Origin of the sequence: Rhodococcus sp. 11-3, from assembly GCF_023704055.1 — a bacterium.
Taxonomy (GTDB): domain Bacteria; phylum Actinomycetota; class Actinomycetes; order Mycobacteriales; family Mycobacteriaceae; genus Rhodococcus; species Rhodococcus aetherivorans.
Genome location: NZ_CP080406.1, coordinates 1,179,359 through 1,194,182 on the forward strand (window position 1 = coordinate 1,179,359; position 14,824 = coordinate 1,194,182).

A 14,824-nucleotide genomic window follows, 5' to 3' on the forward strand; every position below is an offset into this window, starting at 1 on the left:
CAGCACCTGGCACGGGGTGTGGTTGACGGCGCCTGCGTGATGGGTGGAGCCTGACGACATGGCGAGGCGGTTGCCGGAGTGGGAGTTGCTGGTACCCGGGGAGGGGCCGTATGTCGGCACGATCCGGATCGAGGACGAGGCGGGGCGGCCGGTGCCGATCGCCGGCGGCGTTGCGGTGGGGGCGTGCGCGTGGCGGGCGGAGTGTCTGCATTGTGACTGGCTGGGCAGCACGGCGGTGCGGGTCGGTTCGGGCGAGGCGTTGCGTCCGGGGCGCCTGACGCGGGAAAAGCTCGAGGAGGAGTGGGTGCGCCACATCTATCGGGTGTCGGCGAAGGCGGCGGTGCTCGATGCGCTCGAGCAGCTCGACCGGTTGGCGGCCGAACAGCAGGCCCTGACCGAAGTGGTGGACGAGGGGGTACGGCGCCTGCGCGCCGAGGGTGCCTCGTGGGCGCAGGTGGGGGAGCTGGTGGGGATGACGCGTCAGTCGGCGTGGGAGCACTGGGCGGACTCGTCGGCGGCGCGCCGGCACCGCCGATGACGATTGAAGAGTGCGCGCGCCGTAATCGGGGCTGTCAGCCCCTCCTGACCCCTGACGTTGATGTGGCGGCGTGAACAGTGGAGTTCTGCGCAACGGTGAAGTGCCGGTCGGTGCCGGGGCGCTCGATTTCGTCCAGGGCGGCCACGGCGAGGTCCTCGGCGGTGATGCGGGAGGTGCCGTCCGGCTCGGTGAGCAGGGTGGTGGTTCCCCGGCGGTACGTGCCGGTGCGGGTACCGGGTTCGAGGATCGCGGGCGGGCTGAGATAGGTCCAGCGGTGGTTCGGGTGCTGGACGCAGGTGCGGAGTTGGGTGGCGCTGGCGTCGGCGATCGCTCGCCATTCGATCGGCACATAGTTCGGATCGTCGATGACCAACAGGTCGCCCTTGTGCGGTGAGCGTAAGGGCCCGGCCCCGCCGATGACGAGTAGACGGGCGCCGGCCCGGCCTGCCGCGTCCAGAACTGCGGTGGTCAGCGGTGCGATCGTCTGCTCCTGGCCGGGAGCGGCACGGACGGCGAGGATCGCGGCGTGGGCGTCGGCGAGTGCGGCCTCGAGTTGCCCGGGTGCGCCGGCATCGACAGCGAGGGGAGTGACGGCGGGGGTCGGGTGTGTACCGGGGTGCCGGGCGGCGGCGGTGACGCGGTGCCCGCGGGCGGCGGCTTCGGTGACGAGGCGCGAGCCGACCATGCCGGTGGCGCCGATGACGGTGATGTTCACGACGGGAGTCCTTTCCTCGTACGGGGACGAGGGATGACCTGTCCGGCGCCCAGCGCTGCGAGGGCGAACGCGAAGCCGACAAGTTGGAGTGCGCTGAGGGTTTCGCCTGCCACGACGACGCCGAGGACGGCGGCCACGAGTGGGGAGAGCAGTCCGAGCAGAGCCGTCGCGGTGACCGGCAGGGTGCGCAGGCCGTTGAACCAGAGGGAATAGGCAAGAAGCCCGCCGACGATGCCGAGCCAGAGGTAGCCCGCCACGGCGGGGGCGCCGATTCGGCTGGGAATCCCCTCGAACAACAGCGTCGGGGCCAGCAGCACCAGGCCTCCGGCGGTGAGCTGCCAACCTGCGAAGCCGATCGCGCTGACTTCCTCGGGCCGGCCCCACCGTTTGGTGAGAACGACGCCGATTCCCATCGCAGCGGCACCGGCCAGACCGGCGATGATGCCGGCGGGGTCGAACATCGCTCCGGGGCCCAGCACCACCAGCCCCACCCCGACCACGCCGACGACGCCCCAGCCCAGGCGCCAGAGCGAGAGGCGTTCGGACAGAACGATCACGGCGAGGACGGCGACGAGGATCGGCTGGGTCGCCCCGAGAGTGGCGGCCACTCCGCCGGGCAGTCGTTCCGCGGCGAGGAACAGCAGCGGGAAGAACAGGCCGATGTTCAAGGCGCCCAGCACCGCGGCCTTCCACCACCATGCCCCGCGCGGAAGCGTGCGGGAGAGCAGGAGGCCGAGTGCGCCTGCGGGCAGAGCGCGCATGAGCGCGGCGAACAGGGGGTGGTCAGGCGGCAGCAGTTCGGTGGTGACGAGGTAGGTCGTGCCCCACACCACCGGGGCCACGGCGGTCGCCGCGGTGAGCGCCGCACGATTCGTCACCGGGCCGGGTGACGTGGGCGGAGAAGTGGTCGTCGTAGTCACCCCACCACTGTCGTGCCCTTTCGGTTGATGAGTCCAACACATGCTTTTCATCACAACGATCGCGATGCACGATAGATGGATGGAGTTGCAGCAACTGCGGTATGTGCTCGCCGTGGCAGAGAAGAAGAACTTCACCCGAGCGGCCGAGCAGTGCTTCGTCGTCCAATCGGCGCTCAGTCACCAGATCAAGGCGCTCGAACAAGAGCTGGGCGTGCCGCTGTTCGCCCGGACCAGCCGTCGGGTCGAGCTCACTGATGCCGGGGCGGCGTTCCTGCCCGCGGCGCGGGCGAGTCTGGAGGCCGCCGAGCGTGCCGCCGCCGACGCGGCCGCGACCGTAGGGCAGATCCGTGGCCCGTTGACGATCGGTGTCATCCCCACCGTGACCGCCATCGACATTCCCGCTGCGCTGGGCGAATTCCACCGCGCTCACCCGGCGGTGAGCATCGCGCTTCGAAACGGCGGCAGCGACGAACTCGTGACCGCGATCCGCGCGGGCGAGGTCGACATCGCCGTGCTGGGCCTGCCTGACGCGACCACCCCTCACCGTGTCCGGTTCATCGAGTTGGCCCGCGAACGTCTCGTTGCCGTTCTCGCCGCTGATCATCGACTGTCGGGGCGGCGCCGCCTGCGCCTACGCGATCTGGCAGACGAGACCTTCGCGGATTTTCCCGCCGGGACGCAGGGGCGCGCACAGAGCGACCGGGCCTTCGATGCTGCCGAACTCCGGCGCGAGGTGACCTTCGAATCGATGTCTACCGATCTGATCCTCGACCTCGTGAAACAGGGCCTCGCCGTCGCGCTGCTGCCCCCCGCCTTCGTCCCCTCGAACCCGAACCTGGTCCAGGTGCCCGTCAGCGACGGGCCGACCCGAGTCGAATACCTCGTCTGGAGCGACTTCGACCCCGCGCCCGCCGCGGTGGCATTCCTGGACGCATTGCACTCTCAGATGGCATCGAATCGACTGAATTCCCAACCTATTCCGATGCGACCATCGTCCTGGGAGTCGGATGCTCAGGCGAGGACGTTGTCGCGCAGGTAGTTCGCCAGCTGGGTGCGGGACCGGACGCCGAGTTTCCGGTACAGCCGTCCCAGATGCATTTCGATGGTCTTGACGCTGAGGAAGAGCTGCTCGGCGATCTCACGGTTGGTGCCGCCGCGGGCCGCGAGCCGGGCCACCTGGAGTTCCTGCGGGGTGAGCCGGTGTCCCGCGGCAGCGGCGGGCGCGTCGACCGGCCGGCCGACAGCGCCCAGTTCCGTCGCGGCCTGTGCGGCCCACGTGCGGGCCCCGATGTGCCGGAACGCGTCGAACGCCACCTCCAGATGCTTGCGGGCGTCGCGCCGGCGCCCGGCGCGGCGCAACCGTTCGCCGTAGCACAGCGCGGTCCGGGCGGTGTCGAACGGGGACGGCGAGCGTGCGTGCAGTTGCAGGGCTTTGGTGAACCAGGTGTCGTACTCCGCGTCGTCGCCGATCAGTGCCCGGCCGCGGCAGATCAGGGCTCCGAGGGCATCGGGCAGCGCGAGTTCCGTGAGCAGCCGCAACTGTTCGCGAACCGCGTCCGGCACGTCGCGTCCTGTTCGGACGTACGCTTCGATCAGGTCTGCGGACGACGCTCGCGCGACGAGGAGACCGTCCGCGTACCCGGACGGTCGCCGGTTGGCCTCCTCCAGATGGTCGACGGCACGGTCGGGCCGATTCAGGCTCAGTTCCAGCAGCCCGAGTCCGTCCAGGGCGTCGCGATGCATCTCGCCCAGACGGGTCCTCTCGCGGATCCGCAACGAGTCGGCGGCGTGCGCCCGGCAGGCCTGTTCGTCACCGAGTTGCGCCTCGAGTTCCGCCAGGCATCCGAGCGCCGCGCAGAGCGCGAGCAAATCGTCTGTGTGGGTGGAGAGTTCGACGGCCTCGGTGGCCGCGCGACGACCGGAGTGCAGGCGTCCGAGGCGGCTGTCGGCCAGCGCCGTGACGTACAGCGCCAGGGGCAACTGCCCCCAGGCGCCCTCGGCCCGGAGCCGGTGGACCAGCGGGTCGAGCACCTGCCGCGGATCGCCGTCCTCCCCGTGCCAGGCCACCGCGCCCAGCTCCGCGAACAGGACCCATTCGACGTCGGCGTCGGTGCCCCACCGTGCGAGCGCCGCCGCATCCTGCAGCCAGCGCATCCCGTCGGAGGGGTTGCCGGACAACGACAGCGCGTTGCCGATGACGAGCGAGCCGAGGAGCGTCGTGTCGGTGTCCCGGGGCGGCGCCGATCGGATCGCCCGGCGAGCGAGCCGCAGTGCCCCCTCGGGCTCGCCGGCGACGAGTGCTCCCTCGGCCGCCATGGCCAACAGGTGGGCGCCTCGCGCCGGGTCTCGTCGACCGATGTCCGCGGCGCCCGTCTCCCACACCCGGCGTGCGATACACGCTGCGCCGGTGTGGAGTTCGACCCGTCCGCGGACGCCGGCGCTGGCGGCCCGCAGGGCCGGATCGGTGGTGTGGTCGTCGGATCGGTCCAGCAGCCGCAGCGCGGTCGTGCTGCGGCCCGCGCGCCGGGCCGCGTCGGCCGCCGCGCAGAGACGCCGGGCCGTACCCGCCTCGTCGGCGGAGAACGCGGCAGCCTGCTCCATGACGACCGCGGCGGCCGCGTACCCGCGCCGTTCCGACGTCAGCCGCGCGGACTGCTCCAGTTCCCGGGCGGTGCCCTCGTCCGGGGCGAGGGTGGCTTCGGTCAGGTGCCACGCACGTCGGTCCTGCTGCGCCGGATCGGTGAGCATCTCGGCCACTGCGCGGTGCAGCGACCGCCGCCGCGTCGGCGGGAGATCGGATACCGCGGCGCTGCGGATCAACGGATGCGGAAAGGACAACCGGCCGCCCGCGAACGACGTCAACCCGGTGTCCTCGAGCGTTCCCAGGGCACCGCCGGCGATCCCCAGGTGCGCCAGGACGGCGGACACCACCGGCAACCCGTCGTCGGCCGCCACCGCCGCGACCTGGAGGGCTCGGCGTGTCGCGTCGTCGAGCGCGGCGATGCGCGCGCCGAAGATGCGGGTCGCGGCCGACCCGGCGCGTACCGGGAGGCGCAGCGGACGGGTTCCGGTGAGTTCGTCGCACGAGAGAGTGCCCGCCAGCTCCAGCAGCGCCGACGGGTTGCCCCCCACCTGTGCGGCCGCCGCCGCCACCACGTCGTCCGGCGGGCGCCGGCCCAGGAGGGCGGCCAGCAGCTGACCGGCCGCCTCGTCGTCGAGACCCCGCACCACCGACGTCTCGACGCCGGCCGGACCCTGCGGCTCGCGGGTGGCGACCAGAATCCCGATCCGCTCGGTGGTGAGCCGCCGAGCGGCGAAGGCGACGGCGTCCAGGGTCGGCCGGTCCAGCCACTGGGCATCGTCGATCACCACCAGCAGTGCCGCGCTGCGTGCGGCCGCTGTCAAAATCCGGAAGAATCCGGCGTAGATCGCGAATCGGTCCTCCGGCCCGGGAATTTCGCGCGCGGTGGAGCCGCACAGCGCGCGCACCCTGGGCAGCGACGCGATGGGCCCCGGCACCGGCGCCAGCAGGCGTTCGAGCGCCGCGAAGGGGAACGGGGCCTCGGCTTCCGCACCCGTCACCGACAGCACGCCGAGCCCGGAGGCATGCTCGCGGGCGTAGTCGAGGAGGGCGGTCTTGCCGATTCCCGCTTCCCCGCTCAGCACCACTGCTCCACCCGCTCCCTGCCGGAGTGCGGCAAGCAGCCGATCGATGCGTGCGCATTCCGGTCCCCGCCCGAACAGCACAGCTTCACCGTAGCCCCCGGGCGGGGGCCGGGACCCTCTTCTCAACCGAAATGGAAGCATCGGGGCCGGCCTCGACCGAAACGAGACCCGTCGGTACGTGGTCATGCCCGAGTCGTCGCGATGCAGGGTTTTCCCCGTCGCCCGGCGTCGGGTTCTTCGGCGATGCTGATACACAGCCGATCCATTTCCGTGCCGTGGGCGCGTACCGGTCGCGGCACGCGATGCGAGGAGAAACACCATGAGCAGGAATACGTTTCGCGCGGCGGTAGCGGCGACCGCCATGGCCCCCATGATCGCCCTCGGCACCGGCGCCGCGACAGCGGCCCCCGCCATCCCCACCGCGCCTGCCCCGATCGCGGAATCCGTCCAGCCGGCGGTCCTCGGCCCGTTCGGTGTCGTGTGCGTTCCGTTGCTCTTCGTTCCGGTCGTCGGAGTGCCGCTGTTCGTGGTCTGCCTCGTCTGACACCGGGTCGACCCCTCGTTGCGGCGAGCCGGCCCGGCCGGCCCGCCGCAACGAGACACCCGTACCTGCCGAGATGCGCAGCCGGCATCTCGGCGGCCCCTCCCTACCGTGACGGTCGTGTACCGAGGCGACCGGTGGGTATCCCGAAGGACGGATCGCCGGCATCGGCAGGGCGCCCGGCACGGACCACGGGAGGAAACGAACAGTGACCGACTTCGGCTACACCATGCTCTGCGAGCAGTCCCGGCCGGACCACCTCGTCCGCGACGTGCAGATGGCTGAGAAGGCCGGCTTCGACTTCTCGGTGATCAGTGACCACTACAACCCGTGGCTGGAGGAACAGGGGCATTCCGGCTACGCGTGGTCCATCCTTGGGGCCGCGGCCCAGGCCACCGAGCAGATCCCGCTCATGACCTACGTGACCTGCCCGATCCTGCGGTACCACCCGGCGGTGGTGGCGCAGAAGGCGGCGACGATGCAGATCCTGTCCGGGGGCCGGTTCCGCCTCGGCCTGGGCGCGGGCGAGAACCTCAACGAACACGTCGTCGGCAAGGGCTGGCCCGCGGTGGGCACCCGTCACGAGATGCTCGCCGAGGCCGTGGAGATCATTTCGGCGCTGTTCGACGGCGGCAACGTGAACTTCCGCGGCGACTACTTCGACGTCGAGTCCGCGCACCTGTACGACCTGCCCGAGACCCGGGTGCCGATCGGCATCGCCGTGTCCGGTTCGCAGTCGTGCGCCCTCGCCGGGGAGAAGGCCGACCTGATGGTGGCGACCGAACCCGAGCCGGAGCTGACCCGGATGTTCGACGAGGCCGGGGGAGCGGGCAAACCGCGAGTCGGGCAGATCGCCGTCTCCTACGACACCGACCGCGACGCGGCGGTGCAGCGGGCGCACGAGCAGTTCCGATGGTTCGGCCTCGGCTGGAAGGTCAACCCGGACCTGCCCGCGCCGTCCTCGTTCGCGGCGGCCACCCGGTTCGTGACGCCCGAGCAGGTCGGGGCGCAACTGCCGTGCGGCGACGACATCGACGAGTACGTGGACAAGATCCGGCCGTTCGTCGACGCGGGATTCACGGAGGTCGCCCTCGTCCAGATCGGAGGTGACCGGCAGGGGCCGTTCATCCGGTGGGCCGAACAGGAACTGCTACCGGCGCTGCGCAGCCTGTTGCCGGGCTCATGAAGCGCAGCCTGTTGCCGGGCTCATGAAGCGCAGCCTGTTGCCGGGCTCGTGAAACGCCGCGCGCTCGCGGCGCGATGGTCTCGGTAGTAGTCAGTTTTCGCTGACGCCGCAGACCTCGGACCCGCATGCCGCCGCGAGCGCACCCGACGGTCGCCGGCGTCGAAGGGTGCCGAGATGAACGTCGAACCGCGGATGGCCGGGTTGCGCCAATGGCGCACCGATCGCCTCGAGGATCTCGTGGCCCAGCTCGAACGCACGACCGATCCCGCGCTGCCCTGCTTCGCGCGCGACGTCGCGCGCACCGAGCTGGCGCTGCGCCGGGAGGGCGGAACGGTGGACTGGGTGTGCCGTGTCAGGGCACAGCCGAGGTCCGACGGTCGTTCCGTGCTGCTGACCCTGGCGTTGCCCACGACGCTGTCGGAGCCGGAGGTGCGCGACGCGGCTCTGGTCCGCGCCCGCGAACTGTTCGGGTCCGACGTCGTCGTCGACAGCGTGCAGTTCGGCGACTGAGGGGTTCGCCGAGCCGGTCAGGGTCCGAGCCGGACGGCCGAGACCAGGCCGGACACCGTGGCGACGGTACCGACCGCCACGAAGCCGGTCACCATGGTGGCGACGGCCCCCGCGGAGACGACCGTGCCGAGGACGGTGCCCACGCGGGGACGCAGGCCGGAGGCCGGACGGATCGGGGCCGGCTCCTCGAGGCGTATCGAGTGGGGCGCCGCCGGAATCGTCGCGGCCGGCAGAGCGAAGAGGGGGTCGGGTCGGTGGGCGATGTTCTCGGACATATCAGTGTTTCCCCGTCCGTCGTTGACACCTTGTGCCTCCAGTGTCGCGGCGGCGGGTCTCCGGCAGATGGCCGCATTTTGAACTCTGGGTTTCGTGGAGTCGGCGTCGTCGGTCCCGGTTCCGGGGCACCGCGGGCGAGGCAGCGGCGTGGCAGTACGGTGATCCGCCCGAGTGTGCCGGCCCGCACGCGCCCGGATGCCGGTCACCGCCCCCTGCGCGGTGACCGGCCCCGCCGGTCCGCAGCATCACCCGACGTTCCGGCGCGTTGCTCCTCGGAAGAGGGGCCGGTGGCGACGCCCCGGCCGCACGAGGGCGCAGCCCGTTCGACAGCCACCATCAATCGGAACGCACCGGGGATCGTCGCGGTTCCGGAGCCGAGGTCGCGAACGGGGTGAAAGTGAGGGTGAAAACCGGGGGAGGGCGGCGGACGATGGAACGGCGCTCCGGGTGGCCGTCCCGACGGACCCGCGCACCGGTGGCCGGCCCTGCGATGCGGGCCGGCCGCCGACATGCATAATGGCCGCAGCGTTGCTGACGCCCGTGCAGGGAAAGTCCGGTCCGAGTCCGGCGCTGACCCGCAACGGTAGGCCGTCCATCCGACGGTGAGCCCGATCGCCTGCACGGGGGTGCGCGACTCCGGTATTTCGTCGTGGTCTACGAGATGGAGTCCAGCAGGGTAGCCGGTGCCCGCTGTCCGGGGTCGCTGCCGTGCCGGAGTCTGCCTCGTGCCACCTGAGCAGAGCACGAGGTCCCATGCCCGTCGACTTCCGCCGTCCCGTGCGAGACGCCGCCGCGGTTCTCGCCGCCCTGACCGTCGCCACCGCGGCCCTGTCGGGTTGCTCGCGGGGCGCAGACACCGGCGCCACCCCGCCGGCCGCGGCCTTCGGTGAACCGGTGACGATCACCAACTGCGGACGCACCGCGACCTACGACGCGCCCCCGCAGCGGATCGTGTCGATGAACGACCACGTCACCGAAACCCTGATCCAGATGGGCGTGGGGGATCGCATCGTCGGTATGGGCTACGGCGAGAAGGACGACCCGCTGCCCGAGACGGCCGAGCAGTTCCGGGCGATTCCGTCGCTGGCTGCCGAGTACCCCACGTACGAGCAGATCCGCGACCTCGACCCGGATCTGGTCGTCGGCGGGATGCGCAGCGCATTCGACGACAAGACCGGACGCGGGCGGGACGCACTCGAGCAGGCGGGTATCCGCACGTTCCTGTTCTCCGAGTACTGCGGTGCCGGCTTCTCCGATATCGCGTTGCTGGAGAACGACTTCGCCCAACTCGGCGCCCTCCTCGGTACCGAGGAACAGGCCGCGGCCCTGACCGAATCGATCACAGCGGAACTCGACGCGGTACGCGCCCGCCTGGAGCGGGCCGCCGTCGCGCCGGTGCGCACCTTCTTCTACGACTCGGGCGAAGCCGAGCCGCTCTCGGTCGGCGGCGTGGGCATCGGCAACCTCATCGCCGAATACGCCGGCGCCGACAACATCACCGCCGAAGGCCCGAAACCGTACTTCACCACCGGCTGGGAGGTCGTCGGCGAGCGCGCACCCGAGGCGATCGTCGTACTCGACTACGGCGCGACCAGCGCGGAGGACAAGATCGCCTATCTGAAGAACCAGCCGATCGTGGCCACCACGCCCGCCGTGCGCAACGATCGTTTCGTCGTCGTGCCGCTCGACGACTTCTTCGAGAGCTCGCGCATGGTCGACTCGGTCGCGACGATCGCCCGCGGACTGCACCCGGCCGCATTCACGGATCCGGAATGACCCCCGCCGGTACCCTGGCCGACGCATCGGCGCCGCACGCCGGCGCCGCGGCGCCGGCCGCGCGGGGACGGGACGGGGGCGCGGCGCGTCGTTCGCTGTGGCTGATCCTGCCGCCGCTGCTCGCCGCACTCGTGCTGGCGCTGGCGGGCGCCGTGTCGCTGGGCACGGTGAACATCCCCTTCGGCGACGTGTGGGCGATCGTCGCGCACCGCCTCGCACCGGGGGCCTTCACGCCGTGGTGGACCGCGGCGCGGGAAGCGATCGTCGTCGAATCACGCCTGCCCCGGGCGTTGACGGCCGCCGTCGTCGGTGCCGCGCTCGCGATCGCCGGGGTGGTGGCGCAGGCGGTGACCCGCAACCCGCTGGCCGACCCCTACCTGTTGGGCGTGTCCTCCGGTGCCGGGTTCGGGGTGGTGCTGGTGACGGTCCTGGGTGTCGGCAGCGGCGCACTCGGAGCGTTCACCCTGCCGTTCGCGGCCTTCCTCGGAGCCCTGTTTCCGCTCGCCGGCGCGATCGCGGTGAGTCTGCGCGCCCATGCCGTCACCGCGATCGTCCTCGTCGGCGTGGCGATGTCGATGGTGTTCTCCGCGGCGACCACCTTCACCCTGCTGGTCCTGGGTGACGACCGTCAGATCGGTACGGTGATGCGTTGGCTGGCAGGAGGATTCGGGGATGCGACGTGGTCGATGCTCGCCGCGCCGGCGCTGGTCCTGCTCACCGTCGGCGGCGGCGTCCTGCTGTGCGGCCGGCAGCTGAACCTGCTGCTCGTCGGCGACGACGGGGCGACCGCCCTGGGAATGGACGTGCGGCGGTTCCGCATCCTGATCCTGCTGGCGGTCTCTCTGCTCACCGCCGCGGCGGTGGCCGTCTCGGGGACCGTCGGATTCATCGGACTGCTGATCCCGCACATCGCCGGCCATCTCGTCGGCCGCAACACCGTCCGGCTGATACCCGTGGCGGCGGTGGCCGGGGCGCTCGCGCTGGTCCTGGCCGACATGGTCGCCCGTTCGGTCAGCGGCTCGACCGAGCTGCCGGTGGGGGTCGTCACCGGTCTGCTCGGTGCGCCCGCCTTCCTCGTCATGCTGTGGCGCAGCTACGGGCGGGCACGATGACCCGCCTGCGCGCCACCGGGGTCCGCGCGCGGCTGGGCGAACGCACCGTACTCGACGGGGTGGACCTCGACGTGGCCCCGGGCCGGGTGCTCGCCCTCGTCGGGCCCAACGGCAGCGGCAAGACGACCCTGCTGCGCGCCTGTTACCGCGCGGTGCGGGTCGGGGCCGGCGCGATCACCGTCGGCGACGAGGACGTCACGGACCTGAAGCGCCGCACGCTCGCGCGCCTCGTCGGGGTCGGCGTCCAGGAGCCGGTCTCGCTCGGTGGGACGACCGTGCGCGAATCGGTGCAGCTGGGACGCACCGCCCGGCGGGGATGGCTCGAACCGTTCGGTGACGACGACCGGGTGGTCGTCGAGGATGTGCTCGGCCGGCTCGGGCTGCTGCACCTCGCCGATCGCGACGTGCTCGCCCTGTCCGGTGGGGAACGCCAGCGTGTGTCCATAGCCAGGGCCCTGGCCCAGCAACCCCGCGTGCTCCTGCTCGACGAGCCGACGAATCATCTCGACCTGCGCCACCAGCTGACCGTGCTGGAGTTGCTGCGCAGCCTCGCCGCGGACGGGCTCGCCGTGCTGGTGACGCTGCACGACCTGCGGCTGGCGACCGCGTACTGCGATCGCATGGCGGTACTGGACCACGGATCGGTGGTCGCTGCGGGAACCCCGGAAGACGTCCTGCATCCCGCCGTGCTGGCGGGGGTCTTCGGAGTTCGTGGCCGGGTGGCTGTGGACGGCGACGGACGACGCACGCTCGAGGTCTGGGGGCTCGCCGATGCCTGACGGGCACGCCGACGCCGCGGCGCGTGCCTACGCCGCGGCCCGAACCCTGCTCGGCGACTTCGCGCACACCGTCGACGTCGGGACCGCCGTCCTTCCGGGCACGGTGACGACCGATCCGCAGTGGCTGGCCGGACGGGTATCCGACACCGGCCGCAGGTGGGACTGCAGCGACCCTCGGGTCAACGGCACGCTCTGGTGGTACTCGGCCAGTTCGACCCTGGTGGCCGGACCCGTCGCGATGCTCCTGGCCACCGGCCACGCTCCCGATCCCGACCCGGCCCGGTTGCGCTGCGTGCTGCGGGAGGACGGCTACCTCGGCGCGGTGCGTTCCTCGCGCCTGCTGCCCGGGCGCGATGCCTTTGCGCGCGCTCTCGTGCCGGCGCTGTCGGCGATCATCGCGCCGCTCGCGCGGGTGTCGGGTGCGCCGGAGCGGGCGTTGTGGGCCGTCGCGTCCGACTCGATCGCCAACCGTGCCCTCGACGCCGGGCGTGCCGCCCACCGCGTCGACGACGGGTGCACCCTCGCCGCCGCGCTGTCGCGGCCGCCGCTGCTGCCACCGCGTTTCGTCGACGTCGATCCCACCGGCAGCGTCACGGCGGCAGCTCCCGGATCGCCGGAACCGGCGGACGGGCGACGCTTCGTGCGACGCAGCTCCTGCTGCCTGATCTACCGGGCGACCGACAGCGGCAAGTGCACGAGCTGCCCGCGCCGGTCACCGGCCGACCGCGCCGCGGCGCTGGGGCGGTACGTCGCCGCGCAGGAGTAGCGGATCAGGCTGCCGCGAGCGCGATCAGCGCGATCGCCGGTGGCGTGCACTGCGCCGCGGCACCCCCGAGCCCGGCGCCGCGGGGCCGGCTCATGGCCATGCGGTCCGAGACGAACAGGGCGATCCCGGCGAGCAGCATGAACGAACACGTGTAGAGCACGAGCGCGCGTCCGACCGTGTCCTCGCCGGCCCGCCACAGGGCCACCCCCATCAGCGCGCCGGTGCCGAGGAACAGGTTGTAGAAGCCGACGTTGAACGCCCACATCCGCACCGCTGCGACGTCGCCGGTGGGGATGCGGAACAGGTCTTCGTGTATCGACGGCCGCCGGAACAGCAGCGTCTCCCACACGAAGGCGAGCAGATGCACGGCCGCGCCGACCAGCGCGGCGACCTGCGCGAGAACGATCACGACGCACCTGCCTCCGCTGCGAGCGTGACCCCGTACCGGTCGGCGACCTCTCGGAGAATCCGACCCGTCTCGTCCGGTGGACGCTCGTGCCCGAGGGCGTCGACCGCGCCGAAGAAGCCGCCCATCGAGGTCCCGGCGGCGATCAGCAGGAAGGTCGCGGCGTCGGTCAGGACGGTGAAGGAGTTCACCGTTCCCGGCGCGAGGGTGATCGTGTCCCCGGCCGCGAGCTCGTGACCGGTCGCTGCGGCACGGACCAGGATCCGGCCGCTCAGCACGTGATACGACTTGGCCCACGGTTCGGCGTGCAGCGGCGCCGGCTCGGTGCGCGGGGCCTCGACGAGGAAGAGCTCGTAGGCTCCGCCGGCGTGTGCACCGGTGGACAGGACCGTGACGGTTGCGTCGGGCAGGGTGAGGCGACGGCCCTCGCCCATCCTGCAGAGTTCGATGTTGTCGGACATGTCTGTCACGTTAGGAACCGCCCGGCCGGTGGCCCATCCCCGAAAACGGGGATGGGTACAGGTCCGCCACCAGCGCATACTGGGTTCATGCTCGAGATCCGGGCGGAGAAGGTGGGCCGCGAGGTGGTGGCGCTCGCGGCCGCGGGCGCCGATGTGACGCAGGTGCACGGGCGCGCCATCGAACTCGTCGGCCGGACGGTGCGCAGCGACCTGACGTGCTGGGCGATGATCGATCCCCGGTCCCTGACGATCGGTTCCATGACGAGCGGACCCGACCGGGTTCCGCCGGAGTATGAGCCGCTGCTCGCCGAGAGCGAGTACCGCGGGCGGGATCCCGGCACTTTCGCCGAGCTGTTCCGCAACGGCCGCAGTGCGGCCCGGGGATCCGAGCTGCCCCCGGACGAGGTGGCCCACAGTCTTCGCCACGCCGAGGTGTGGCGTCCGCTCGGGTTGGACCACGAACTGCGCGTGATCTTCCGCATCGGCGGACTGTGCTGGGGTGCGGCCGGATTCGTTCGGTCCGGGGCGGACTTCACCGACTCGGAGGTCGAGTTCCTCACGCGGGTGGCGCCGGCGGTGGCGTCGGCGACCCGCGCCGCCGTGTGCGCCACCGCCGCCTCGCGCCTGGGCGACCCGGGTCCGGCGGTCGTACTCACCGGGACCGCGGGTGAGCCGCTCGCGCTCACAGCGGCCGCCCGCGACTGGCAGGACCGATTCGACGAGATCGCGCCCGGACGGCTGGCCGTCATGGTGCGCGCCGCCGCGTTCGGGGCGCGTGCGAGCGGTTCGGGTGTGTTCCGAACGCGGATCCGCGACGCCACCGGCGGGTGGATCCTGATGCGGGCCACCGCGCTGCTGGGCGGTGCCGAACCGCAGACCGTGGTCACCATCGAGCATGCGACCGGCCTCGAACTCGCCGAGTTGCTGCTCGCCGCATACGCGCTCACCGCCCGCGAACGGGACGTGTGCCTCGAGGTGATGGCCGGATACTCGACCGCCGAGATCGCCGACCGTCGCGGTATCACTCCGAACACCGTCCACGATCACCTCAAGGCGATCTACACGAAGACCGGAGTCCGCAGCAGGGCCGAACTCACCGCCCGCCTGCGGTCCGATCGGGACCTGCGCCGAACCACAGCCGCCGGGCCGGAGTGATCGCACCGGCCGAGCGC

Annotated in this window: 16 protein-coding genes and 1 riboswitch; of the genes, 10 read left to right on the plus strand and 6 right to left on the minus strand. The window is 71.7% G+C overall.

The features are described from left to right. The first annotated feature begins 58 nt into the window (after nucleotides 1-58). A complete protein-coding gene (locus KZJ41_RS05485) occupies nucleotides 59-538 on the plus strand; it encodes a hypothetical protein (RefSeq protein ID WP_006931977.1) in 480 nt (159 codons plus the stop codon). Nucleotides 539-572: 34 nt separating this feature from the next. On the opposite strand, the gene KZJ41_RS05490 is transcribed toward KZJ41_RS05485, so the two are convergent. Together KZJ41_RS05490 and KZJ41_RS05495 are read right to left on the minus strand one after the other, a co-directional pair. After that, nucleotides 573-1,253, minus strand: a complete 681-nt coding sequence (locus KZJ41_RS05490; protein ID WP_065922995.1) for an NAD(P)-dependent oxidoreductase — start codon at nucleotides 1,251-1,253, stop codon at nucleotides 573-575. Further along, nucleotides 1,250-2,215: an EamA family transporter gene (locus KZJ41_RS05495; protein ID WP_251550350.1), complete on the minus strand. Its 966-nt coding sequence runs from the start codon at nucleotides 2,213-2,215 to the stop codon at nucleotides 1,250-1,252. Before KZJ41_RS05495 ends, KZJ41_RS05490 begins: the two co-directional genes overlap by 4 nt. A gap of 37 nt (nucleotides 2,216-2,252) precedes the next feature. On the opposite strand from KZJ41_RS05495, the gene KZJ41_RS05500 reads away from it, so the two are divergent. Next, entirely contained in the window at nucleotides 2,253-3,212 is a 960-nt protein-coding gene (locus tag KZJ41_RS05500; RefSeq protein ID WP_251550948.1) for a LysR substrate-binding domain-containing protein, read from the plus strand. Here the strand turns inward: KZJ41_RS05500 and KZJ41_RS28480 are convergent. Beyond that, nucleotides 3,185-5,980, minus strand: a complete 2,796-nt coding sequence (locus tag KZJ41_RS28480; RefSeq protein WP_269465941.1) for an AAA family ATPase — start codon at nucleotides 5,978-5,980, stop codon at nucleotides 3,185-3,187. The two genes, KZJ41_RS05500 and KZJ41_RS28480, sit on opposite strands and share 28 nt — an antisense overlap. 178 nt (nucleotides 5,981-6,158) lie before the next feature. Here KZJ41_RS28480 and KZJ41_RS05515 point away from each other — a divergent pair, with 178 nt between their 5' ends. The 3 genes from KZJ41_RS05515 (at nucleotide 6,159) to KZJ41_RS05525 (ending at nucleotide 8,076) form a co-directional block, all read left to right on the plus strand. Next, a complete protein-coding gene (locus KZJ41_RS05515; RefSeq protein ID WP_157127591.1) occupies nucleotides 6,159-6,383 on the plus strand; it encodes a hypothetical protein in 225 nt (74 codons plus the stop codon). A 205-nt stretch (nucleotides 6,384-6,588) separates the two neighbouring features. Beyond that, nucleotides 6,589-7,566 (plus strand): LLM class F420-dependent oxidoreductase, encoded by a 978-nt coding sequence (locus KZJ41_RS05520; RefSeq protein ID WP_083662398.1) that lies wholly within the window; start codon nucleotides 6,589-6,591, stop codon nucleotides 7,564-7,566. Nucleotides 7,567-7,740: 174 nt separating this feature from the next. Next, a complete protein-coding gene (locus KZJ41_RS05525) occupies nucleotides 7,741-8,076 on the plus strand; it encodes a hypothetical protein (protein WP_029541385.1) in 336 nt (111 codons plus the stop codon). 17 nt (nucleotides 8,077-8,093) lie between these two features. Here the strand turns inward: KZJ41_RS05525 and KZJ41_RS05530 are convergent, their stop codons facing one another. After that, nucleotides 8,094-8,351, minus strand: coding sequence for a hypothetical protein (locus tag KZJ41_RS05530; RefSeq protein WP_006932002.1), 258 nt, complete (start codon nucleotides 8,349-8,351; stop codon nucleotides 8,094-8,096). A 516-nt stretch (nucleotides 8,352-8,867) separates the two neighbouring features. Beyond that, nucleotides 8,868-8,987: riboswitch (cobalamin riboswitch) on the plus strand. Nucleotides 8,988-9,105: 118 nt separating this feature from the next. Between KZJ41_RS05530 and KZJ41_RS05535 the strand changes: the two genes are divergently transcribed. Genes KZJ41_RS05535 through KZJ41_RS05550 form a run of 4 tightly spaced genes read left to right on the plus strand, consistent with a single transcriptional unit; the run spans nucleotide 9,106 to nucleotide 12,785 of the window. Continuing rightward, nucleotides 9,106-10,128, plus strand: coding sequence for an ABC transporter substrate-binding protein (locus KZJ41_RS05535; protein WP_065922991.1), 1,023 nt, complete (start codon nucleotides 9,106-9,108; stop codon nucleotides 10,126-10,128). Next, nucleotides 10,125-11,240 carry an iron ABC transporter permease gene (locus tag KZJ41_RS05540; protein ID WP_006932005.1) on the plus strand — a complete coding sequence of 372 codons (1,116 nt, stop codon included), beginning with the start codon at nucleotides 10,125-10,127 and terminating at the stop codon, nucleotides 11,238-11,240. Before KZJ41_RS05535 ends, KZJ41_RS05540 begins: the two co-directional genes overlap by 4 nt. After that, entirely contained in the window at nucleotides 11,237-12,019 is a 783-nt protein-coding gene (locus tag KZJ41_RS05545; RefSeq protein WP_065923534.1) for an ABC transporter ATP-binding protein, read from the plus strand. Before KZJ41_RS05540 ends, KZJ41_RS05545 begins: the two co-directional genes overlap by 4 nt. Then, a complete protein-coding gene (locus KZJ41_RS05550; protein WP_232334110.1) occupies nucleotides 12,012-12,785 on the plus strand; it encodes a (2Fe-2S)-binding protein in 774 nt (257 codons plus the stop codon). The genes KZJ41_RS05545 and KZJ41_RS05550 overlap by 8 nt, the downstream gene beginning before the upstream one ends. 4 nt (nucleotides 12,786-12,789) lie before the next feature. On the opposite strand, the gene KZJ41_RS05555 is transcribed toward KZJ41_RS05550, so the two are convergent. Both KZJ41_RS05555 and KZJ41_RS05560 read right to left on the minus strand, forming a co-directional pair. Further along, nucleotides 12,790-13,194 carry a DUF1304 domain-containing protein gene (locus KZJ41_RS05555; RefSeq protein ID WP_006932010.1) on the minus strand — a complete coding sequence of 135 codons (405 nt, stop codon included), beginning with the start codon at nucleotides 13,192-13,194 and terminating at the stop codon, nucleotides 12,790-12,792. Then, nucleotides 13,191-13,652, minus strand: a complete 462-nt coding sequence (locus tag KZJ41_RS05560) for a hypothetical protein (protein WP_043801529.1) — start codon at nucleotides 13,650-13,652, stop codon at nucleotides 13,191-13,193. The genes KZJ41_RS05555 and KZJ41_RS05560 overlap by 4 nt, the downstream gene beginning before the upstream one ends. Nucleotides 13,653-13,739: 87 nt before the next feature. On the opposite strand from KZJ41_RS05560, the gene KZJ41_RS05565 reads away from it, so the two are divergent. Then, on the plus strand, nucleotides 13,740-14,807 hold the full coding sequence (locus KZJ41_RS05565) for a helix-turn-helix transcriptional regulator (protein ID WP_065922989.1): 1,068 nt from the start codon (nucleotides 13,740-13,742) through the stop codon (nucleotides 14,805-14,807). The last annotated feature ends 17 nt before the right edge of the window (nucleotides 14,808-14,824 follow it).

What these genes read in the sequence shown, in the direction of transcription:
- KZJ41_RS05525 (WP_029541385.1), top strand. Translation starts at nt 7,741, where the DNA reads ATGAACGTCGAACCGCGGATGGCCGGGTTGCGCCAATGGCGCACCGAT.
- KZJ41_RS05495 (WP_251550350.1), bottom strand. Translation starts at nt 2,215, where the DNA reads ATGTGTTGGACTCATCAACCGAAAGGGCACGACAGTGGTGGGGTGACT.
- KZJ41_RS05560 (WP_043801529.1), bottom strand. Translation starts at nt 13,652, where the DNA reads ATGTCCGACAACATCGAACTCTGCAGGATGGGCGAGGGCCGTCGCCTC.
- KZJ41_RS05530 (WP_006932002.1), bottom strand. Translation starts at nt 8,351, where the DNA reads ATGTCCGAGAACATCGCCCACCGACCCGACCCCCTCTTCGCTCTGCCG.
- KZJ41_RS05540 (WP_006932005.1), top strand. Translation starts at nt 10,125, where the DNA reads ATGACCCCCGCCGGTACCCTGGCCGACGCATCGGCGCCGCACGCCGGC.
- KZJ41_RS05550 (WP_232334110.1), top strand. Translation starts at nt 12,012, where the DNA reads ATGCCTGACGGGCACGCCGACGCCGCGGCGCGTGCCTACGCCGCGGCC.
- KZJ41_RS05545 (WP_065923534.1), top strand. Translation starts at nt 11,237, where the DNA reads ATGACCCGCCTGCGCGCCACCGGGGTCCGCGCGCGGCTGGGCGAACGC.
- KZJ41_RS05485 (WP_006931977.1), top strand. Translation starts at nt 59, where the DNA reads ATGGCGAGGCGGTTGCCGGAGTGGGAGTTGCTGGTACCCGGGGAGGGG.
- KZJ41_RS28480 (WP_269465941.1), bottom strand. Translation starts at nt 5,980, where the DNA reads ATGCTTCCATTTCGGTTGAGAAGAGGGTCCCGGCCCCCGCCCGGGGGC.
- KZJ41_RS05500 (WP_251550948.1), top strand. Translation starts at nt 2,253, where the DNA reads ATGGAGTTGCAGCAACTGCGGTATGTGCTCGCCGTGGCAGAGAAGAAG.
- KZJ41_RS05565 (WP_065922989.1), top strand. Translation starts at nt 13,740, where the DNA reads ATGCTCGAGATCCGGGCGGAGAAGGTGGGCCGCGAGGTGGTGGCGCTC.
- KZJ41_RS05515 (WP_157127591.1), top strand. Translation starts at nt 6,159, where the DNA reads ATGAGCAGGAATACGTTTCGCGCGGCGGTAGCGGCGACCGCCATGGCC.
- KZJ41_RS05535 (WP_065922991.1), top strand. Translation starts at nt 9,106, where the DNA reads ATGCCCGTCGACTTCCGCCGTCCCGTGCGAGACGCCGCCGCGGTTCTC.